We start from the raw sequence: 20,165 nt of genomic DNA on the forward strand, positions 1-20,165 counted from the left end.
TGCGGGTGGTCAGGCCGTGAGGGCGAGGAGCCGGCGCTTGGCCGTAGCCCAGCGCGAAGCGGCCTCTTCGTCACCGAGCGAGGTGTGGAGCTCGGCGATCAGGTCGTAGACCGCGCCTTCCGGCAGGGCGTAGGTGTAGAAGAGCCGCAGCAGCATGCGCTCGGCCGCCTCCGTGTAGCCCAGGTCGGCCATGGCGCGGGCGGCCTGCAGCCGCTCGGCGGTGATCGTCTCGTTGATCGCGGGGAGCGGCTCGGCGGCGGTCGGGTGGAGCGAGGGGTGCCGGGCCAGGCGCCGGTAGGCGTCGTCGGCGTACACGTCGGCGATCAGGTGGATCCGGTCGGGGCCGAGCAGGTTGCAGACCCCGTGGGCGTACGTCGGCGTCAGCCGCCAGATCCGCCCGCCGGTCATGTGGACCTTGGTGCCGCCGGTGACCAGGTACGCCGAGGAGTTGGTGTGGAGCGGGATGTGCAGCCGATGCCGCTCGACCTGGTCGAGCTCGTCGTAGTCGCGGTGCTCCCACAGGAAGGTGTTGGCCTCCAGCCGGGCGAGCCGCACCCACATGTAGTTCAGACCCAGCTCGGCAAGGAGTGCAGCGGTGTCCGGCATCTGCGCCAACAGGTCCGTCGGCCTGGCCGCGCAGTCGCCGATCGTCACGTCGGCCGCGTCCCCGGAGGCGTTCATCAGCGAGGTCGTCCACCAGCCCCCCCGACTGGTAGGCGCCGTACTCCGCCTTCCAGGGCGCCTGGGCCGTCAGGGCCTCGTGGCGCATCCGCTCCAGCTGAGCGGAGTCCACGGCGTCCAGCTGGGCGATCTGCCCCGCCAGAGCGGTCAGAGATTCCATCGGTTCCCTCCCGTTCCCGGCCCGCCGAGCAGCGGACAGGTGTGCGCGTGGTGCTGGATGGGGGTGATCGGGCCGGGCTGCTGACCCAGCCGCCGATCTCACGCTTCGCGGTCAGAGCAACACGCAAAGCGAAGCGGCTTCAGCATGGGGGCGGGCGCCGAGACATGGATACGACGTCGCCGCCGTCATGGAGCCGCCCTCATCGAGGGCCCGACGCGTCGTAGGGATCACGTCATACGTCATGACTGCCGTCATGGCTGCCGTCATCTGAGCCGCCAAGCCGTCGAACGGGTTTCCCGCTGATCGGCCGTGGCTATCGTCAGACCAGGCGAACCGGGACGGAGAGGATCTGCGGTGGCTGAAACTCCCACGCTCTTACGGGTCTTGACGCTGCAACGGCACTGGCAGGTGTACGAGACCTTCCGCCTCCGGTTCGAAGCGACCGCGAACACGGCCGCCGAGGAGCAGAACGACCGCCGGCTTCAGGGCTTGTCGGTCTCCAAGCGGCAGTTCGAGCGCTGGTACGGCGGTGCGGTCAAGACCCGCCCCTACCCGGACCAGTGCCGAGTGCTGGAGGCGATGTTCGGCGTCAGCGTCGATCGTCTGCTTGCTCCCGCGCCTGCGGTTGATACCCCGATCGTCGTCCCACCGCCACGGCCAGTTCCTGTCCTTCTCCCCTCCGAGCAGGCAGCGGCACTGCCTGTTGGTGGCCCGTTCAGCAGCGAGTCCCGCCTCGACGCGGGTACCACGGAATTGGAAAGGCAGGTCGCGATGGCGGCTCGTCGTGCGCTCAGGTTCACCGCCCTGGCGGAGGGCAGCAGCATCGGCCCGGAGACCCTGGGCCAGATCCATGACGAAGTGCGACGGCTCACCGTCGCCTACCCGAGGCTCGCGTTGCCGACCTTGCTCGGTGACCTGGTCGAGGTACAGGACCTCACCTTCCGACTCCTCGAGCACGGCCGGGTCAAGCCCCTGCAGGCCCGCGATCTCTATCTGCTCGCCGGCATCACCTCCGGCATGCTCGCCAAAGCCAGCCACGACCTGGGCAACCCCAGTGCCGCGATGATGCAGGCGCGCACCGCCTTCGTCTGCGCCGACAACGCCGACCACCACGCCATGCGCGCCTGGGTCCGTTCCCTGCAGTCGCTCATCTCCTACTGGGCCGGGCGCCCCTCCGAGGCTGCCGACTACGCCACCCTCGGCCTCGGTGCGGCAGGCAACGTCCGCGGCACCACCAGCGTCTGGCTGGCCTGTCTCTCCGCCCGCGCCCACGCCCTCCTCGGTGACGGCGAGGCCACCCGTGCCGCCATCCAGCAGGCCGAGGAAGCCCGCACGGCCGCCGAACCCGACGACCTCGACGCCTTCGGCGGCATCATGACCTTCCCGGTACCCCGTCAGCTGTACTACGTCGCCGAGGCCACCGTGCACCTCGGCGAGGACCCCGCACTCGGCGAGAGCCAATCCGAGGCCGCCGTCGCCGCCTACCGCACCGCCACGGAGGACGAATGGGCCTTCGGCGACGAGGCTGGCGCGCAGACCGACCTCGCCCTCGCCCGCATCGCCCGCGGAGAGATCGAAGGCGCCATCGAAGCGGTCCAGCCCGTGCTGGACCTCCCCATCGAGCAGCGGAACTTCGGCATCACCAGCAGCGCCCAACGAGTCCACGCCGCCCTGCAGGCCGAAGGTCGGCGAAGCCGAGGCGCGGCGGCGGCTGGCCTCCGCGAGGAGATCGAAGCTTTCACGGCCACCCCGACGTCCGTCCTCGTCCGGTGACCCCGCCGGTAGGCTCCGCAGCCATGACCCCAGTCCACCTGGCCGGCCCCCGTCTGGCGCTGCGCGAAGTCGAACCCGAGGACGCTGCCGACCTCCTGGCCATTTACGGCGACCCCGAGGCCACGCGGCACCTCAGCTTCGAGCCCCGAACCCCCGACCAGGTTCAGGCGATCGTCGACCGGTCCATCGCCTCCGCGAAGGACACTTCCAGGACCGAGTACTGCCTGGCTGTTACCCCGCGAGGTGAACACCGGCTGATCGGCTACGCGCGCCTGGCGACCGAACCGCAGCAGGCGGCCACCATCGGGTTCGCCCTGAACCCGGCGGAGTGGGACAAGGGCCTCGGCACTCAGACCGTCCACCTGCTTTGCGCACTCGGCTTCAAGTTCCTGGGCCTGCACCGTATATGGGCCGCACGCTCGCCGCTCAACGAGGCATCCGCGCGCACCCTCCTGCGGGCCGGCATGACCGAGGACGGGCGGATCCGCGACCACGTCTTCGTGCACGGGGCCTGGAGGGACTCGGTCACCTACTCGATCCTGGAGCACGAGTGGGCACCGGTCGACGCCTTCGAGCTGAAGACGGGAGAGGAAGCCCCGGTACCCGTGCCCCCGTCCGCCGCTGAGAGCGGACAGGAGCGGTGAGCCGGTGCTGACCGAGCAAGGCTTACCGCACCACCTGGTGGTTCCCGGCATCGCTGAGTTCGCTCGCGGTGGTCTGCCCGAGCCGCCGACCACCGACGACGGCAACGAGTGGGTCGATGGGCTGTGCTGGCTGTACTGCGGACAGCGATGGACCCGCGTCCTGTGGATCGGCCCGGTCAGTGTCGCCGGAGCCCAGGCACCCATGTACGCCTGCGGCCCCTGCATCGCAGAGCTCCAGGAACGTGTCTGGGTCTCCATCCGCCGCCACGACGAGCCCACGCGTCCCGCCCAACGACCGGAGTGCGGGCGAGAGGGCCGATCCGCCGTAAGAGGGCGGGGGCGCCACCGACGCAGCAGCGCACCGTCTGGCTAGGGCCACCCATTTCATCCCTGGCCGTCCTGGAGGAGTAGACGTGACACAGCGGAACGCCGAGCAGCGCCCGAGCGCTCGGGGCACAACCATGTTCACGCAGTGAACGGGACGTGCCCGTGTTCCGCTGGGCGCTCCTTGGGGGAACACCTGCTGTGTTCCCCCAAGGAACATGGCTATCGCCCGCGATCGTGACGGCCTTCGGACTACCGGCCGCGTCGGCTGGGCGGTTGCTCCCGTGAGAGTCCATGGACAGCTGCGCTCGAGCCCGGGCGGGTGGTGGTTGCAGGGCGGGGGCGGGCGCGGCTTTCACCTGCTGTACCGGCCAGGTGGTGAATGCGCCAGGTCAGGACGTCGCTGATCGACGTGGCGGTGTCGAGCTCGCGGTGGCGGGCAGCCCGGGTGAGGAGGGCTGTGGGGTCAAGGCCGGCGGTTTCTGCGTCGGCGAGGGTGGCTGCGAGGGCAGGCCAGTTGGACTCGGTAAGGATCTGGTCGGCCAAGTCCGGGAGCGCGTGACGGACGACGACGCCCTGCTGCTGAATGACCGAGATGGTGAGGCGGCGGCCGCGCTCGTGTACGACCGCCAGGGGCTTGGCGGTGGCTGCCTGGTAGGCGGTACGCAGGTGCTCGGCTGTCTGGCGGGCGGCTTCGGCCTGCTGGTCGTGGTGGCGGGTGTGGTGCCAGTGCTGTGCTGCGACGACGGCCAGGAGGATGGCGTCGAGGAGGATCGCGAGAGCGGCTCCGTCCTTGGGGGCGGGCTCGCGAACGATCGCCTTGACTGCCCGCCGTGTGGCCTGGGCCTGCTGGTGGTGGGCGCGGACGCGGGAGCGGCTGGCGCGCTCGAAGGCGGTGGCTGCTTGGGCAAGCTGGTGCTTGTAGTCGGTGGGAGCGATCAGGGGCAGTGTGTCGAGGGTTTCGGCGAGCACGGTGATGTGGGCCTGGGCTGTGGCGTCGTCGGCCTGGGCGAGGATTTCGGGGATACGGGTGGCCGCGTCGGTGACCTGCTGCCAGGCCGTACGACGACGGCGGGGGGGGCTGATCCGTGGGGGCGGATCGGGTGGGTGCGAGGCGTTCGCTGATCTTGGGGTAGGACAGGTCGGGGGCGAGGGTGGAGCCGGAGAACCAGATCGGCTCGCCCTTGGCGTTCGTGTCGTCGAGGAGGGCGACCGTGTAGCCGCGAATGTCGCCGGATGGGAAGTGCAGGACATTCACCAGGACGCCCGTGCCGCGGAGGATGGTGAAGAACTCGTCGGTGTCGGTGGCAGCTGCCACGGCCGTGCGGACGGTGGTGCGCAGCCTCTCCGCCGGCGTGGTCGCGCGGCCGGTGCGGCGGGCCTTCTCCTGCTCGGCGCGGGTGGGACGCCGGGCTGCGGTGCGGTCACCGCGTGGGACCTGCCGCAGGCCGTACTCCTTCTCGATGGCGACGAGTTCCTTGTCGGCGCGCGGGCGGTCGTTCCAGTGGCGGGGCGGGGTGAGGTCGCCGCGGACCTTGGTGGCGACGATGTGGATGTGGTCGTCGGCGTGGCGGACGGCGACCCAGCGGCAGGCGTCGGGGTCGCCGGCGGGCGCGATGCCGGTGGCGTTCAGGACGCGGCGGGCGATCACCGCCCAGTCTTCGTCCGACAGGATCCGGTCCTCGGGGGCGGCCCGGACCGAGCAGTGCCAGACGTGCTTGTCGGGGGCGCGGTCGCCGGCCTGCTTCACGCGCAGGTCGAGGACGGTGGCGAGTTGGGCGAGTGTGGCGGCCTCATCGCGGCCGGGGTCCGGGGCGAAGCCGTCCCAGGACGCCACCAGGTGGGGGTCGGTGTGCTCGTTGGCGCGTCCGGCCCCGTAGAGGTAGAGCAGGACACCGTGAGTGTTGCCGCCTGCCTTGCCGATCTTCGCGATCAATCAGGCCACCTTCTTGAACGTGGCGGCCTTGTCCGCCGCCACATCGATCGATGTGGCGGTCTCGCGGGCCAGGCCGAGGATGCGTCCTGCTTCCGCGAGGACGGCGGTGTCCCCAGGGTGTGGATGGCCGCCTGCGTTGAGCTTGTGGGCGATCTGGTTGACGTTGGTGCCGATCCTGGCGACCTCGGTGCGCAGGGCGGCCAGCTCGTCGATTAGGTCGTCGTGGCTGGTGCGCTGGTCGGGCAGGGTGAGGTCGCCTTCCAGGTGGGCCATGACGATGGCGCCGACGAGGTGCGCGCCGGCCAGGTTCAGGCGGCGGGCCTCGGCGGTGATCGCGGTGTGCTCGTCGAGGCTGTAGCGGACGTCGACGCGCATCTTGCGCTGCTCGGTGTCACGGGCACGGCGGCGGGCGACGCGGTACAGCGCGGCTTCGTCGGCGGCGCGTACGGGCACGGCGGCGCTCCCTTCCCCCTCCGGTGCGCCCTCGCGCCGGAGCCCTGCCTCCGCCGCCCCTGGGGCGGAGGCGGCGTTGGACCGGCCCTTGGACGGTCCAACGCCATACCTTGCTGCCTGGTCTGGGGCTGTGGTCTGGGTGTGGGGCGGCTGGTGCAGGGTGCGGTCGGGCGTGTGCGTGTTGGGCATGTCTGGCCTCTCGTTACGGGCGGGTGGGGGGCCTCAGCGGGCGGAGTGAAGGGGAGGTTGCCGACCCACCCGAGGTACCGGTGTGGGTGGGCCGAGGCGGCTCACTGCACGGAGGCGGGGCGCCCGTTCAGTTCGGTCTGGAGGATGTCCTTGGCCTCCTCGGCAAGGTCCTTGTTGATGGTGAAGCCCTTGCTGCGGATGGCGTCCTCGATGTGGCGGCGGGAGGCGTGTCCGCCGCGTCCGCGCTGCGCTGTGCGGCCTATCTCGACGGCCTGCTCCAAGGTGGCGCTGGGCTTGCGTCCCATGCCGTTGGGCGGGGTGTCGATTGCCGCCTCTTGTTTCCGCGTGGGCTCGGCCACGTCTTGGCTGGCTTCCACTGGCTTCGGCGCAGCAGCCTCGGCCGCCGGCTCCCGGTGAGGTTCGGGCACGGCCTGAGGCTTGTGGCGCGTGGCGGCTTCGGCGGCTGCGGTGTTGTGGCGGGTGGCGGGTTGGCGCTGGACGAGCAGGTAGAAGTGGACGGCGCCTGCCAGCGCGAGCGGAGCGATGGCGGAGATGGCGCCCACGGTGATGTCGTCCAACGGGAGTCCGCTGTGGCGGGCCTGCTGGTTGAGGCGGATCGCGTGGAGCACGTTGGCCCAGATGCTCGTGGCGGTGGCGAGGGCCACGAGCGAGGCCACGTAGAGGCGGGCGCGGAGGGGTCCGGCGTGCAGGACGAGGAGCGCGCCGATTCCCAGGGCGATGAAGCCGTCGACGAGCAGCGGGAAGACGTACGTGAGGGCTGGGTGGACATGGCTGGCCGCGGCCATCTGACGCAGGGCGTCGTATGACAGGGCGAACGCGCCGAGCGCCATGAGTGCGACCCCGGTACGGATCGCCACGGCCAGGCTGGGCCGAGCCGGGGAGGAGGCGGGGGAGAAGGAGAAGGCGGGCGAGGTCAAGCGCGGTGCTCCCAGGGTGGTGCGGCGGCGATGGGTGGGGGTGGCCGTGGTGGGCCGGGACTCGTCCCACTCGTCCCGTGCCTGGTCAGAGCAGGTACGGGTGGTGTGCTGGTACGGGTCGGACTCGTCCCGGCTGCCCAGATGGGTCCCTGCGCTGACCTCGTCCGGTACGGGTGGGACGGGTGCAGGAGGGTCGGGTGAGGCAGCGGGAGTCCCGGCGGGGGCGAAGGCCTGTGCGCGGGTGTAGGTACGGGTGGACCCGTCCCGCCTTTACGACTCGTCCCCGCTCTGACCTGCGCTGATACGAGTGGTACGGGTCGGTGGGGGTCAGGGCCCTGGGCGCGCTTGGGGCCTCGGGGCGGGACTGTGGCCGGTGGGTGCGGCGTTGTAGGTGTGGATCGGCCAGCTTGTGGGACGGGTGGGACGGGTTGGGGCGGGTCAGGCCCCGGATGGCTCGGGTGGGGCTTCGGGCGGGCAGTACCGGTCCCAGGCGTCCATGAACTGGGCGCGGGTGAAGCCCTTGGCCTGGGTCCCGTCGGGGAAGCGGCGCGTGGAGGAGTTGATGTCGTAGGGCTTCAGCAGGATCTGCAGGCGACGCGGGCACACGCCCTGGGTGCCGAGGCCGGCCCACGGTGCTTCCTCGTCGCGGTTGAGCATGGCGAGGAGGGTCCTGGTGGGCAGGGCCGCCGCGTTGTCGCAGGCGGCGAAGACGCGGCGGATGTCGACCAGGATCCGGGTGTGCAGCGAGTTGTCTTGGTCGAGTGCGGCCTCGTGTGCGGTCATCGCCCGGCACGCGGTGCGGGCCCGCTCGGGCCAGTCGCCTCCGGCGAGGTCGGCGACGATGACCAGCGGCTCCCAGGTGTCCGCGGCCCGGTCCTCCACCGGCATGGGGACGGGCATCAGCCCGATCGCCTCCTTGCCGCGCGGGCGCAGCCACGCGGCGAGCTGGTCGCGTACAGCGTGCAGGGCGGGGGTGTCGCGGAAGGCGCGGAACTCCGAGACCTTCTCTCCGTTCCGGCGGCGACGCATCCGCATGACCACGGACCGGTCCATGATCGTGTCGGGCAGATCGCCGATGCCGGCGAGGGCGGCCATCGCGAAGGTGTGGAAGCGGACCACCTCGTGGTTCGGTCCGGCGACGCGCAGCGTGTAACGGCTCTTCTGGAAGCCTGCGTTGAGCAGGCCACGAAGCTCCTCGTTCTTCTCCGCGACCTTCGCCGAGCCGAAGATCGTGTCGACCTCGTCCACCAGCAGGGTCGGCGGATCCGCCTCGCCGATCGACCGGAAGATCGCCGCTGCTGAGGCGTTCACGGTGATCAGCGGGTCGTGGACGGTCTCGGTGATCACGTCCAGCAGGCGGGACTTCCCGCACCGCTTCGCCGGACCGACCACCGCCAGGCGCGGGGCGTGCTGCCAGACCGTCTGGAGGTGCGTGGCCGCCACCCACAGCGTCACCGCAGTGACGGCCTCCGGGCTGGGCAGCACCACGTACCGCTCGATCTGCGCCGCCAGGTCGGCCAGCACCTGATCGCCCTGCGTACGGGGACCGATCGCAGCGGAGGCGGGCCGTGATGGCGAAGCCTTCGGTTCGGCACCCGCAGCCTCCGGGATGCTGTGGGGGGCGCCGGGCTGGCCGGGGACGGCCACCGCCGGCCATACCGCCTTCGTCGGGGCCGTCGCGGGGTCGGGGGTATTGGGCATCAAGGGGGCGGCTCCTTCGTTGGTGCCGCGCTAGCGGTCACCTCTCGGAAACTGGGCAGGGAAATCCGGCGTGGCCGGGGTGCGTGGACAACACAGCCACACCCCGGGCCCAGAAGTCCAGAGATAGCTCTAACACTCCTGAAAACGTTTCCGGCCCCATTACGGTAGGGCGAGAATCCCGGTTGCCGAAATCGCAGCAGACGACAGGTGCATCGCTCACGGCAGACAGGAAAAGGGTTCCCATCGGGCCGCGGCGGAAGTTACAACACACCAATGCCACCGCGATCTCTTGAAATCGGCCCAGCAGGCCGGTCTGCTGCCCGCGCCATCGAGCGCACCCGTGTTGCCAGGGGCTACTCCCAGCGCCAGCTCGCTGCCCGCGTCCGCGCCCTTGGCCGGCCCATGACCTTCACCGCGCTCTCCCGCATCGAGCGCACCGTCCGCCGCTGCGATGTCGACGACCTCGTCGCCATTGCAGCAGCCCTCGGAACGCCTCCTCAGGCGCTCCTCGGGAGCTCGTCGGCACACCTCCAGGCGGCCGGGCTGGGCGCAATATAGGCGACGATCCCCGGTTTCCCAAACCGGGGATTCTCCAGACCATTGAGTGCAGTCGGTGCGCCTGCCGCTCCAATCCCTGCCATAGCCATGCCCATTTCACGAGAGGACACCCTTGCGTCGATCGCCGATAACCCCTGCCCGGAAAACCCCCACCCCTGAAGGGGTGGGCACGAAGATTGGAATTGGAACCGCCGGTGAGGCCTACGTATGGAAGGAGGTGAATTCTGGCGATCGTCTCCTCGCCGTCGATGAGGTCGCGGAACGCCTCGGTACCGGCGTGCGTTTCATCCGTCGGCTCATCTCCGAGCGGCGCATCCGCTACGTGAAGGTGGGCAAGCACGTCCGCATCGCCGAGAGCGTCCTGACCGCGTACATCGACGCGAGCACCGTCCCCACCCTCCGCGAAGCGCGGTCCCGCTTCCGGAAGGCGGCCTGATGGCGGCCCGCAAGCCGCAGCGGCGGCGCGAGTTCGGCACCACTCGCCAGCTGCCGTCAGGCCGTTGGCAGGTGCGGTACTGGGCGCCCGACGGCAGCCGCCGTGCGGCCCCGGAGACCTTCGAGACGAAGACCGAGGCGCAGGACTGGCTCACCCTCACGAAGGCGGACATCCAGCGCAACCACTGGACCGACCCGGACGTGGGGAAGGTCAACTTCGAGGAGTACGCGCTGAAGTGGGTCGACGAGCGAGGGCTCGCCGCCACCACGGATGAGCTGTACCGCCGCCTCCTGCGCCTCCACGTCCTTCCCGGCTTCGGTGACCTCGACCTGGACGAGATCACCCCGCCCGCCGTGCGGACCTGGCGGGCCGAACGCCTGGCCGCCACCGGCAGCACGACCGTCGCCAAGTCCTACCGGCTGCTGAAGGCCATCATGGAGACGGCGACCGACGACGAGCTGATCCGCCGCAACCCGTGCCGCATCAGGGGCGCGGGCAGCGAGCAGGCCAAGGAGCGCTCGACCGCGACCGTCGCCCAGGTCGACGCCCTCGCCGAAGCCATGGGCCCGCGCTGGCGGCTGATGGTCTACTTCTGCGCCTACGGGCCCATGCGCCCGGAAGAGCAGGCCGCCCTGCGCCGGACCTCCGTCACCCTGGACCCCCTCGCGGTACGGATCACCGAGGCCGCTCCAGAGCTGAACACCGGCCGCCGTGTCGAGGGCGACACCAAGTCGGCGGCGGGTGTCCGCACGATCCACCTGCCGGCCTTCCTATACATGGAGGTCAAGCGGCACCTGGACTGGTTCGCCGAGAAGGAGCCCGACGGGCTGCTGTTCGTGGGGGAGAAGGGGGCGCCGTTCAGGCGCACGACCTTCGGCCGGAAGTGGGCCAAGGCCCGCGCGAAGGTCGGCCTGCCGAGGGACTTCCGCTTCTACGACCTGCGCCACACGGGCCACACCCTGTCGACGCAGTCGGGGGCCACGCTGAAGGACACGATGGTCCGCGCCGGCCAGTCCTCGGAGAAGGCCGCGATGATCTACCAGCACTCCGACGACGAACGCCAGCAGGAGGTCGCAGGAGGCATCGACGCGCGGGTTCGCGCGGCCCGGGAAAGGGCAGGCGTGGCGCCAAGGGCTCGACTCGCACGGGAAGCCTGACTACTACGCCGACGGGCGGGAACGAGTCTCTCCGCCGCATTTGCCTGGTCCCGGCCGCCCCCATCAGCCCCACGGCGGCCGGAGCGTGATCCTCGCCGCCCCGCCCGCAGGGCGCTTTGGGGCCGAGCGGGCGAGGGAGCGGGGCGGAGCGCCGGGCGGGTCAGCGGTTGACGGTGAAGACCCGCTCGCCCTTGATGCCGGTGGTGCTGATCTTGCCGGTCATGGAGACGACGCGGCTGGTGAGGTTGCAGGCCACGGAGGTGGTCTGGCCGACCGGTCCGGCGTAGGTGGGGAAGGTGATGCCGCCCTGGTTGATCGGGTTCACGCGGAGGGTGAAGTTGCCGGTGGCGGAGGTGACCTCGGTCGGGGAGATCTTGATCTCGATGTTCACCAGCGTCGAGTTCGGGTTGACGGGCGTGATGGTGATGTCCCGGTCCGGCAGCCCGTCCTGGGCCAAGCTGATCTTGCCGGTGAAGGCGGTGTCCGCGATCAGCGGGCCGGTGTAGTCGGACACCTTGGTGCCGCAGGGTGCGGGTGCGGCGGCTTGGGCGGGCGCGGTGGCTACTCCGCCGAGGGCCCCGGTCAGCGTGAGGGCGAGGAGAGTGGCGGGCAGGGCGCGGGTGGCGGTGCGCATGAGAGCTCCTGGGATTGCGGGGGGAGGGGACGGTCAGTGTGCGGTGAAGCTGACCGAGCGGAACTCGAAGCCGTCCTGCTTCTTGCCGGGGCCGTAGTCGTTGTAGTCGCCTCCGCATTCCGGCTCGGGATAGACGAACACGCTTCTGTCCGTGCGGTTGTAGAACCAGTTCGCCGGCTTCGTGGACTCGATGTCCTTGACCTCCGGGATGTCGATGCACTCGTCGTCCTTGGGGTCCGTGAGCACGGCGTAGGCAGCAGTGCCGTCGGGGGCCGTGTACCTGTACTCGAATTCGCCGGTGGCGGCCGCAGCCGGCGTGGGGACGGTCACCAGCAGGGCCAGGGCGCCGAGGGCGGCGACGCCGGTGTTGCGCATGCGCATGGAGGTCCTTCAGGGAGAGGGGTGGCGGCTGGGTCCCGGCCGCCCGACAGGATGCGGAGGTCACCCTTCCGCACACCGCCTCCGCCCCGTCCGTACCGCCACGAGCCGAATCGTTCCCTCGCACCCGGACGGGTCAGCGCGGTACCCACCCGTCAGCCGACGGCCGCACGCTGTGCCCGCCGCGCTTGCGTGGAGATCGTCGGCCTGGGGTCCGTGGTGCTGGTCAACTGCTTCTTCGAGAAGGCAAATTCACACCATGAGGCCGAGGTGTGACGCAGGTCATGTGAAGGGTGTCTCGCGATGCGGTATCGCGACCCGCGTGTGTGGTGCATGTGGTGCTCTCGCGGGCCTCCGGACAGGGCATTCCTGCGAGTTGGGGCACGCGGAGGGCACGACAGGGGCTGAGAGGTCTAGACAACGACGAAGGCCCAGGTCGCTGACCTGGGCCTTCGTTGAAGAGCGGATGACGGGAATCGAACCCGCGCTATAAGCTTGGGAAGCTCATGTTCTACCATTAAACTACATCCGCAGAGTGGTCCAGTTGCCTGGATCCCTACCGTTGCACACTGTACCCCATGATCGACCCCCGGTGAATCCGCCCGTGGAGTCGCCTGCTTCCGGGTGGGGCACCAGGCGTCACGGGTGCGGGAGTTGGGGCGTACCTTTGGGGTGCGGAGCGGCGGCTGGAGTGGGTCTTGTTCATCCCCTAATGTGGCGATTCATCGCAGTACGGCTCGTTGGGGAAAGGGACTCGATGGAGCGCACAGTCGTCCGTTGTGCCGAAGGGCACGTTTTCAGCACCGCCTCCTTCCCGCTGCAGCACCTCGGTGCCGGCCGGATCGGACCCGGGCGGCTGCTGCGGTGCCCGCGGTGCGCGCGGCTGAGGCACGCGGTGCCCGTGGGCGGCGTCAAGCGGTAGGGCCGTCCCAGGCGGCTTCAGGGGCGCGCGGGCCCGCTCTCGATTGGGGGCGGCCCGTGCGCTCTGCGTATCCTCGGGACGTGCTTCTCTCCGACAAAGACATCCGGGCCGAGATCGACAGCGGACGGGTTCGCATTGACCCCTTCGACGAGTCGATGGTGCAGCCCTCCAGCATCGACGTACGCCTCGACCGGTTCTTCCGGGTCTTCGAGAACCACCGCTACGCGCACATCGACCCCGCCATCGAGCAGCCCGACCTGACCCGCATGGTCGAGCCCGAGGGGGACGAGGCGTTCATCCTGCATCCGGGTGAGTTCGTCCTGGCGTCGACGTACGAGGTCATCTCGCTCCCCGAGGACATCGCCTCCAGACTGGAGGGGAAGTCCAGCCTGGGCCGCCTGGGCCTGGTGACGCATTCGACGGCCGGGTTCATCGACCCCGGGTTCTCGGGCCACGTGACCCTGGAGCTGTCGAACCTCGCCACCCTGCCGATCAAGCTCTGGCCGGGCATGAAGATCGGGCAGCTGTGCATGTTCCGCCTCAGCTCGCCCGCGGAGTTCCCGTACGGCAGCGAGCGGTACGGCTCCAGGTACCAGGGGCAGCGCGGGCCGACCGCCTCGCGCTCCTTCCAGAACTTCCACCGCACCCAGGTGAGGCACGAGGCATGAGCGACGTACGCGAGACCCTGACCTACGAGGCGTTCGGCAGCGCCGTCCGCGAGCTGGCGCAGACCATCGCCGCCGACGGGTACGAGCCGGACATCATCCTCAGCATCGCCCGGGGCGGGGTGTTCGTCGCCGGCGGTCTGGCCTACGCGCTGGACTGCAAGAACATCCACCTCGTGAACGTCGAGTTCTACACCGGCGTGGGCACCACGCTGGAGATGCCGGTCATGCTGGCGCCCGTGCCCGAGGCGATCGACTTCACCGACAAGAAGGTCCTCATCGCCGATGACGTGGCCGACACCGGGAAGACGCTCAAGCTCGTCCACGACTTCTGCCTCGGCCACGTCGCCGAGGTGCGTTCCGCGGTGATCTACGAGAAGTCGCACTCGCTCGTGAAGTGCGAGTACGTGTGGAAGAAGACCGACGACTGGATCGAGTTCCCGTGGTCGACGGAGCCGCCGGTCGTCAAGCGCGAGGGCCAGATCCTCGACGCCTGAGACCCGGAACACGAGGAGGGGCCCGTCGCGCTCGGTGCGCGACGGGCCCCTTCCCGTGTCCGGGGGTTCGCCCGGTCAGAGCATGCCGAGCTTGATCATCGACAGCAGTGCGACCAGCTGGATCGCGGACGCGCCCAGCGCCTTCTGCCAGGGCAGGTCGTGCGACTTGCTGACCATCGAGGTGAACAGCGCGCCGGCCGCCAGCCAGGTCAGCCAGCCCAGGATCTGCACGACCATGTTGTCGCCGCTCAGGAACACCGCCACCAGCAGGCGCGGCGCGTCCGTGATGGACATGACCAGCATCGACAGGCCCACGGTCGGCTGCCAGGCCCCGTCGCCGCCGAGCTGGCGGGCCAGGGTGTGGGTGACCGCGCCCAGGATCAGGCCGCAGACGACGAAGGCCACGCCGGTGCTCAGGACGATCGGGATGACCTGGGTGAGGGTCGCCTTGATCGCGTCCTCACGGGCCTTGTCGAAGCCGAAGACGGCGAGCATGCCGTAGACGAAGGTCACGATGAGCGCGGGACCCCAGACGGCGTAGTCGCGCATCTGGAGGAAGGTCGGCCCGGGCCGCAGCACGATGCCGCGCAGCAGGTCCTTCCAGTGCAGGCGCGGCCCGGCCGGGGCGCCGGCCGCGGGGCCCGCGTGGTAGGTCGCGGCCTGGCCGTACGGGTCCTCGCCGAGGGAGAAGGCCTGGGTGTGGCCCGGGTTGTCGGCGTACGCGGGCTCGTGCGGGGCGTGCGCGTGCGGCTGCTGGTGGTGGCCGCCGCCGTAGGGGTCGAAGTACTCCGGCTCCCCGTGACCGCCGCCCGCGCCGCCGCCCGCCTGGGGCCAGTGCTGCTGGGGCGGCGGGCCGCCCGCGGGCGGGTACGGCTGATGGCCGTACGGCGCCTGCGCCTGGGGCGCCTGCTGCTGGCCGTACGGCTGCTGCCGGGGCATGTGCGGGGGTTGTTGCGGGGGGCGGTTGTCGTCCCGGCCCCGTCCGATCCTGAATCCAGCCACGTGATCGAAAGTACCCGCTCCCGAGGGTGGTCGTGGCCGAGCCGGTGGAAACGGGGCCTTTGCGGCTGAGCTGTGACATCCCCTAGGGGGAGTGGGGGTGGGGTGTATGGGTCGTATGCGCCGTTTGGCTGGTTTAGGGGATTTACCGGGCTGCCGGGGTTTTTGCGGGTGTTCGTTACCTTGCCGACGGAATGCCGATGGACGGGGCTCGTAGCTTCGGAAGCGTCCTCGACGAGCAGGGCAAGTGAGTGTCTCCCGAGCAAGGAAAGAGCCCCGCCATGCGCCGCACCACCCCCGTCCTCCGTACCGCCGTCGTCCTGACCGGCGCCGCCGCCGTACTGGCGCTGCCCGTGGGCTCCGCCTTCGCGGACTCGCCGGAGGGGCCGGAGCCGCAGGTCCTGCCGGGGGTGGAGCGGCCCGCGGTGGACCCGGAGCCGTCGGTGGATCCGGAGCCGTCCGTGGATCCGAAGCCGTCGGTGGATCCGAAGCCGTCCGTTGATCCGAAGCCCTCGGTGGATCCGAAGCCGTCGGTGGGGAAGCGGGTGTACGTCACCACCGTGAAGCTGGCCGACGGGTCGGTCGCGAAGGTCTACAAGCTCGGCCCCGACCACTTCGAGGCGGACGTCCTCGCCGGTGGCACGAAGCTGGACACCCTGGTCAGCAAGGGCGGCAAGCCGGCGTACGGGCAGAACAACGGGCTGCACGTCGTCCTCCAGCCGAACGGCACCGTCACCTCGTGGGTCGAGGGCGGCGGCAAGCCGAAGCCGAAGCCGGACACGAAGCCGGACACCAAGCCGGAGCGCAAGGACGAGGGCCGTAAGGGCGCCCCGGTCCGGATCACCATGCCGGACGGGCGGATCGCGAAGCTGATCGACGGCGGACCGAAGAACAAGCGGGTCGAGATCTCCATGCCGAACGGGAACGTGCTCGGCACGATCGACCTGAAGAACCCGAGCGTCGTGAACGACGGCTGGACGTACAAGCTGGTCCGGGACGGGGAGCGGGTGAAGTTCGTCGTCATCGACGGCAAGGGCGGCGGGGACAGCTGGGTGTACGACTTCGCCACCGGGAAGCTGATCGAGCGGTACGAGGCCGGGAAGCGGGGGCGGGTCGTTCCGAAGGGCGGGGTGAAGGCCGGGGCGGAGGGGGTCGCCGACGCGCCGAAGGCGGATACGCCGGTGCTGCTCGCGGCGGGTGGGGGGATGGCCGCGATCGGCGCGGCGGGGCTGGGCTTCGCGGTCCTGCGGGACCGTCCTCGCGGCTGACCGGGGTTTTCGCCCCCCGGACGTACGGAAGCGGCCGGCCCCCTGAAGGGGACCGGCCGCTTCCGTCGTGCCGTAGGCGTCCTACTTGGCGCCGTCGGCCTTGGCCTCGGACTCCGGCTTGGCCGGGGCCTTCGCGGCGTCGGCGTCAGCCTCCGCCTTCGGCTCCTCGGCGGCCGGCTCGTCCTTCACCACAGCCTCGGCGGCCTCGGGCTTCGCCTCCACCTCAGCGGCCACCTCGGCGCCGGCGACGGCCTCCGACTCGGTGCCGGCCTCGGAGGCGGCGTCCGCGTCGGTCTTGGCCTCGGCCTTGGCGTCGGCCTTGGCGTCGGCGTCGGCCTTGGCGTCGGCGTCGGCCTTGGCGTTCGTGTCGGTCTTGGCCTCGGTCGTGGCCTCCGGCTCGGCCTGGGAGTCCGCCTCGGCACCGGCCGCAGCCTCGGTCTTCGCCTCGGTGTCGGCCTTCGCGTCAGCGTCAGGCTTCGCGTCAGCCGCAGCCTCGGTCTTCGCCTCAGTGTCGGCCTTGGCGTCAGCGTCCGGCTCCGCCTCCGCCTCCGCCTCCGCCTCCGTGACCTCCGCCTCTTCGGCTGCCTCGGCCTCGGGCTTCGCCTCAGCGGCAGCCTCCGCTTCAGCGTCCGCCTTGACCTTCGCTTCCGCCTCCGCCTTGGCTTCCGCCTCCGCCTTGGCCTTGGCTTCCGCCTCCGCCTTGGCCTTCGCCTCAACGGCGGCCTTCGCCTCCGCCTCCGCCTTCGCCGCGGCTTCCGCCTCGGCCGCTGCCGCCGCCAGTTCCTCCTCCGTCGGTTCCGGGGCCTTCACCGACTCCAGGAGGAGCTGGGCCACGTCCACGACCTGGACGGATTCCTTCGCCTGGCCGTCGTTCTTCTTGCCGTTGACCGAGTCCGTCAGCATCACCAGGCAGAACGGGCAGGCCGTCGAGACGATGTCCGGGTTCAGGGACAGGGCCTCGTCCACGCGCTCGTTGTTGATGCGCTTGCCGATCCGCTCCTCCATCCACATCCGCGCGCCACCCGCGCCACAGCAGAAGCCGCGCTCCTTGTGGCGGTGCATCTCCTGCTGGCGCAGGCCCGGGACGGCGGACATGATCTCGCGGGGCGGCGTGTAGACCTTGTTGTGACGGCCCAGGTAGCACGGGTCGTGGTACGTGATCAGGCCCTCGACCGGCGTCACCGGCGTCAGCCGGCCCTCGTCGATCAGGTGCTGGAGCAGCTGCGTGTGGTGGATGACCTCGTACTCGCCGCCCAGCTGCGGGTACTCGTTCGCGATGGTGTTGAAGCAGTGCGGGCAGGTCGAGACGATCCGCTTCGCCGACTTCGGCTTCTTCGTCGACTCGTCCTCGTCGTCCTCGCCGAACGCCATGTTCAGCATCGCGACGTTCTCCTGGCCCAGCTGCTGGAACAGCGGCTCGTTGCCCAGGCGGCGCGGGGAGTCACCCGTGCACTTCTCCTCGCCGCCCATGATCGCGAACTTGACGCCCGCGATGTTCAGCAGCTCGGCGAAGGCCTTCGTGGTCTTCTTCGCGCGGTCCTCCAGGGCGCCTGCGCAGCCGACCCAGTACAGGTAGTCGAACTCGGAGAGGTCCTCCGCGTCCTTCCCGATGATCGGGACCTCGAAGTCGACCTCCTTCGTCCACTCCACGCGCTGCTTCTTGGCCAGGCCCCAGGGGTTGCCCTTCTTCTCCAGGTTCTTGAGCATCGTGCCCGCCTCCGACGGGAACGCGCTCTCGATCATCACCTGGTAGCGGCGCATGTCGACGATGTGGTCGATGTGCTCGATGTCGACCGGGCACTGCTCCACGCACGCACCGCAGGTGGTGCAGGACCACAGCACGTCCGGGTCGATGACGCCGTTCTCCTCGGCGGTGCCGATCAGCGGGCGCTCCGCCTCCGCGAGGGCGGTGGCCGGGACGCCGGCGAGCTGCTCGGCGGAGGCCTTCTCCTCGCCCTCCATCGTCTTGCCGCCACCCGCGAGCAGGTAGGGGGCCTTGGCGTGCGCGTGGTCGCGCAGCGACATGATGAGGAGCTTGGGGGAGAGGGGCTTGCCCGTGTTCCAGGCGGGGCACTGCGACTGGCAGCGGCCGCACTCGGTGCAGGTGGAGAAGTCGAGGATGCCCTTCCAGGAGAACTGCTCGACCTGGGAGACGCCGAAGACGTCGTCCTCGCCCGGGTCCTCGAAGTCGATCTCCTTGCCGCCGCTCGTCATCGGCTGGAGGGCGCCGAGCGCCGTCGCGCCGTCGGCGTTCCGCTTGAACCAGATGTTCGGGAAGCCGAGGAAGCGGTGCCAGGCCACACCCATGTTGGTGTTGAGCGAGACCGTGATCATCCAGATGAAGGAAACGCTGATCTTGACCATCGCGGTGAAGTAGATCGCGTTCTGCATGCCGGCGGCGCCGAGCCCCTTGAAGGCCAGGACCAGGGGGTACGAGGCGAAGTACGCGGGCTCGTACGACTCCACGCCGTGGATCGCGCCTTCCAGGCCGCGCAGGCACAGGATCGCGACGCCGATGGTGAGGATGACCCACTCGACGAAGTACGCCTGCCAGGCCTTCGAGCCCGCGAAGCGGGACTTGCGACCGGCGCGCGAGGGAAGGTTGAGCAGGCGGATCACCATCAGGACGGCGATGCCGAGGACCGTCATCACGCCGATGAACTCGGTGTAGAGCTCGAAGGGCAGCCAGTCGCCGACGATCGGCAGCAGCCAGTCCGCCTGGAAGAGCTGGCCGAAGGCCTGCACCAGGGTCGGCGGCAGCGTCAGGAAGCCGATCGCGACGAACCAGTGCGCGAAGCCGACGATGCCCCAGCGGTTCATCCGGGTGTGGCCCAGGAACTCCCTGACCAGGGTGATCGTCCGTTCCTTCGGACGGTCGGTGCGGCTGCCCGCCGGTACGGGCTGGCCGAGTTTCACGAACCGGTAGATCTGCGCCACGGCTCGGGCGAGCAGCGCGACGCCGACCACAGACAGGACCAGCGACACGATGATCGCGGCGAGTTGCATGGGAGGGCTCCTCGGGCGGGACTTACTAAGCGGTAACTTATTGAGTCAAGGCTTGAGGTTACCCATTTCCCGCGCCGCACTGTAGGTGAGTGAGCGGTGATCTGTGTCGCTCAGGCACGCCTGTGTTGGAAGGCTGCCCGAGGGGTCTTCGCGAGGATCGCGAGGTCCGTCCCCAGCCAATGGCTCTCCACATAGTGCCGGTCCAGCAGGGCCATCTCCTCCCAGGGGAGGTCGGAACGCTCGCTGACCTGCCACAATCCGGTCATTCCGGGACGTACGAGCAGGCGTTCGGGGTGGTCCGTACGGCTCTCGGGGCGCGGCCCGACCAGCGACATCTCCCCGCGCAGCACGTTGAGCAGCTGTGGCAGCGCGTCGAGGGCGCACCGCCGCACCCATGCGCCGGGGCGCCCGGCGCCGTCGGTGCGCAGCCGCCAGGTGCGGAAGGGGCGGCCGGCCAGGCCGAGCGCGGGCTCCCGTACGAGGACGCCCGCGCGCGTGGTGCCGTACAGCGCGGCGGCCGCCAGCAGGAGCGGGACGGCGTACAGCAGCGCCAGGGGGACCGCGCCGATCAGGTCGCAGACCCGCTTGGCCGGGGGCCTGGCCGGCCAGTGCATCCGGAGCCGGGGTGGCCGTAGCCGTAGCCGTAGCCGGAGCGGCCGTGGCCATGCCGGACGCCGGGCGGTCGGGGCGAGCCGGGTGAGCCGGGTGAGCCGGGCGGGCAGGGGCGGCATCAGGGGCATGCCGGGAACGCTGCCGGACCCCGGCCCCGCCCCCGGTGCGCCGCGCGGCCGCAGCCCGTGCCGGGAACCCGTTCGGCTGCGGCGCCGCCGCTGGGGCTCCGCCCCA

17 protein-coding genes, 1 tRNA gene and 1 pseudogene are annotated in these 20,165 nt (G+C 70.2%); 8 read left to right on the forward strand and 11 right to left on the reverse strand.

All coding sequences use genetic code 11. From position 1 onward, the window contains the following. Positions 1-9: 9 nt before the first annotated feature. Positions 10-681, reverse strand: a complete 672-nt coding sequence (locus ABT403_RS05855; RefSeq protein ID WP_344159888.1) for an aspartyl/asparaginyl beta-hydroxylase domain-containing protein — start codon at positions 679-681, stop codon at positions 10-12. A 514-nt stretch (positions 682-1,195) separates the two neighbouring features. Here ABT403_RS05855 and ABT403_RS05860 point away from each other — a divergent pair. Both ABT403_RS05860 and ABT403_RS05865 read left to right on the forward strand, forming a co-directional pair. Further along, positions 1,196-2,614 (forward strand): NsdA family TPR-like regulatory protein, encoded by a 1,419-nt coding sequence (locus tag ABT403_RS05860; RefSeq protein ID WP_344159885.1) that lies wholly within the window; start codon positions 1,196-1,198, stop codon positions 2,612-2,614. 23 nt (positions 2,615-2,637) lie between these two features. Then, positions 2,638-3,258 carry a GNAT family N-acetyltransferase gene (locus ABT403_RS05865; RefSeq protein WP_344159882.1) on the forward strand — a complete coding sequence of 207 codons (621 nt, stop codon included), beginning with the start codon at positions 2,638-2,640 and terminating at the stop codon, positions 3,256-3,258. A 576-nt stretch (positions 3,259-3,834) separates the two neighbouring features. Here ABT403_RS05865 and ABT403_RS39005 read toward each other — a convergent pair. The 4 genes and pseudogenes from ABT403_RS39005 to ABT403_RS05885 all read right to left on the reverse strand — a co-directional run bounded on the left by ABT403_RS39005 (position 3,835) and on the right by ABT403_RS05885 (position 8,799). Further along, positions 3,835-5,518 (reverse strand): annotated as a pseudogene (locus ABT403_RS39005) (relaxase/mobilization nuclease domain-containing protein). Then, positions 5,519-5,971: a plasmid mobilization relaxosome protein MobC gene (mobC, locus tag ABT403_RS05875; protein WP_344159876.1), complete on the reverse strand. Its 453-nt coding sequence runs from the start codon at positions 5,969-5,971 to the stop codon at positions 5,519-5,521. It abuts the pseudogene before it with no gap. A gap of 290 nt (positions 5,972-6,261) precedes the next feature. Continuing rightward, positions 6,262-7,098, reverse strand: a complete 837-nt coding sequence (locus ABT403_RS05880; protein ID WP_344159873.1) for a DUF2637 domain-containing protein — start codon at positions 7,096-7,098, stop codon at positions 6,262-6,264. A gap of 438 nt (positions 7,099-7,536) precedes the next feature. Continuing rightward, a complete protein-coding gene (locus tag ABT403_RS05885; protein WP_344159870.1) occupies positions 7,537-8,799 on the reverse strand; it encodes a DUF3631 domain-containing protein in 1,263 nt (420 codons plus the stop codon). Positions 8,800-9,072: 273 nt separating this feature from the next. Between ABT403_RS05885 and ABT403_RS05890 the strand changes: the two genes are divergently transcribed. From ABT403_RS05890 to ABT403_RS05900, 3 genes are all read left to right on the forward strand, one after another. Then, a complete protein-coding gene (locus tag ABT403_RS05890; protein ID WP_344159867.1) occupies positions 9,073-9,357 on the forward strand; it encodes a helix-turn-helix domain-containing protein in 285 nt (94 codons plus the stop codon). Positions 9,358-9,574: 217 nt separating this feature from the next. Next, positions 9,575-9,793 carry an excisionase family DNA-binding protein gene (locus tag ABT403_RS05895; protein WP_344159864.1) on the forward strand — a complete coding sequence of 73 codons (219 nt, stop codon included), beginning with the start codon at positions 9,575-9,577 and terminating at the stop codon, positions 9,791-9,793. Then, positions 9,793-10,950 (forward strand): tyrosine-type recombinase/integrase, encoded by a 1,158-nt coding sequence (locus ABT403_RS05900; protein WP_344159861.1) that lies wholly within the window; start codon positions 9,793-9,795, stop codon positions 10,948-10,950. Before ABT403_RS05895 ends, ABT403_RS05900 begins: the two co-directional genes overlap by 1 nt. A gap of 160 nt (positions 10,951-11,110) precedes the next feature. Here ABT403_RS05900 and ABT403_RS05905 read toward each other — a convergent pair whose 3' ends face one another. From ABT403_RS05905 to ABT403_RS05915, 3 genes are all read right to left on the reverse strand, one after another. Then, complete coding sequence (locus ABT403_RS05905; RefSeq protein ID WP_344159858.1) at positions 11,111-11,584, reverse strand: hypothetical protein; 474 nt, start codon at positions 11,582-11,584, stop codon at positions 11,111-11,113. Between the two features lie 33 nt (positions 11,585-11,617). Then, entirely contained in the window at positions 11,618-11,965 is a 348-nt protein-coding gene (locus tag ABT403_RS05910; protein ID WP_344159855.1) for a hypothetical protein, read from the reverse strand. A 458-nt stretch (positions 11,966-12,423) separates the two neighbouring features. Continuing rightward, positions 12,424-12,494 (reverse strand) — tRNA-Gly (locus ABT403_RS05915). Positions 12,495-12,964: 470 nt separating this feature from the next. Here ABT403_RS05915 and dcd point away from each other — a divergent pair. Together dcd and ABT403_RS05925 are read left to right on the forward strand one after the other, a co-directional pair. Further along, complete coding sequence (gene dcd / locus ABT403_RS05920; RefSeq protein WP_007265045.1) at positions 12,965-13,552, forward strand: dCTP deaminase; 588 nt, start codon at positions 12,965-12,967, stop codon at positions 13,550-13,552. Further along, complete coding sequence (locus ABT403_RS05925) at positions 13,549-14,046, forward strand: phosphoribosyltransferase (protein ID WP_344159849.1); 498 nt, start codon at positions 13,549-13,551, stop codon at positions 14,044-14,046. Before dcd ends, ABT403_RS05925 begins: the two co-directional genes overlap by 4 nt. 75 nt (positions 14,047-14,121) lie before the next feature. On the opposite strand, the gene ABT403_RS05930 is transcribed toward ABT403_RS05925, so the two are convergent. Then, the gene (locus ABT403_RS05930; protein WP_344159846.1) at positions 14,122-15,048 is read right to left on the reverse strand and encodes a Yip1 family protein; all 927 of its coding nucleotides are present in this window, start codon (positions 15,046-15,048) and stop codon (positions 14,122-14,124) included. Positions 15,049-15,326: 278 nt separating this feature from the next. Between ABT403_RS05930 and ABT403_RS05935 the strand changes: the two genes are divergently transcribed. Then, entirely contained in the window at positions 15,327-16,313 is a 987-nt protein-coding gene (locus tag ABT403_RS05935) for a hypothetical protein (RefSeq protein ID WP_344159843.1), read from the forward strand. A gap of 81 nt (positions 16,314-16,394) precedes the next feature. Here the strand turns inward: ABT403_RS05935 and ABT403_RS05940 are convergent, their stop codons facing one another. Then, positions 16,395-19,319 carry a heterodisulfide reductase-related iron-sulfur binding cluster gene (locus ABT403_RS05940; RefSeq protein WP_344159840.1) on the reverse strand — a complete coding sequence of 975 codons (2,925 nt, stop codon included), beginning with the start codon at positions 19,317-19,319 and terminating at the stop codon, positions 16,395-16,397. A 110-nt stretch (positions 19,320-19,429) separates the two neighbouring features. Then, a complete protein-coding gene (locus ABT403_RS05945; protein ID WP_344159837.1) occupies positions 19,430-19,933 on the reverse strand; it encodes a sugar transferase in 504 nt (167 codons plus the stop codon). Positions 19,934-20,165 lie beyond the last annotated feature (232 nt).

The sequence above is a fragment of the Streptomyces sp. NPDC000075 genome (assembly GCF_040301925.1).
GTDB lineage: Bacteria > Actinomycetota > Actinomycetes > Streptomycetales > Streptomycetaceae > Streptomyces > Streptomyces polychromogenes.

Coding starts and splice junctions, on each gene's coding strand:
- ABT403_RS05935 (WP_344159843.1), top strand. CDS start 15,327: ATGCGCCGCACCACCCCCGTCCTCCGTACCGCCGTCGTCCTGACCGGC.
- ABT403_RS05940 (WP_344159840.1), bottom strand. CDS start 19,319: ATGCAACTCGCCGCGATCATCGTGTCGCTGGTCCTGTCTGTGGTCGGC.
- ABT403_RS05905 (WP_344159858.1), bottom strand. CDS start 11,584: ATGCGCACCGCCACCCGCGCCCTGCCCGCCACTCTCCTCGCCCTCACG.
- ABT403_RS05925 (WP_344159849.1), top strand. CDS start 13,549: ATGAGCGACGTACGCGAGACCCTGACCTACGAGGCGTTCGGCAGCGCC.
- ABT403_RS05865 (WP_344159882.1), top strand. CDS start 2,638: ATGACCCCAGTCCACCTGGCCGGCCCCCGTCTGGCGCTGCGCGAAGTC.
- ABT403_RS05855 (WP_344159888.1), bottom strand. CDS start 681: ATGAACGCCTCCGGGGACGCGGCCGACGTGACGATCGGCGACTGCGCG.
- ABT403_RS05910 (WP_344159855.1), bottom strand. CDS start 11,965: ATGCGCATGCGCAACACCGGCGTCGCCGCCCTCGGCGCCCTGGCCCTG.
- ABT403_RS05945 (WP_344159837.1), bottom strand. CDS start 19,933: ATGCACTGGCCGGCCAGGCCCCCGGCCAAGCGGGTCTGCGACCTGATC.
- ABT403_RS05900 (WP_344159861.1), top strand. CDS start 9,793: ATGGCGGCCCGCAAGCCGCAGCGGCGGCGCGAGTTCGGCACCACTCGC.
- ABT403_RS05890 (WP_344159867.1), top strand. CDS start 9,073: ATGCCACCGCGATCTCTTGAAATCGGCCCAGCAGGCCGGTCTGCTGCC.
- ABT403_RS05885 (WP_344159870.1), bottom strand. CDS start 8,799: ATGCCCAATACCCCCGACCCCGCGACGGCCCCGACGAAGGCGGTATGG.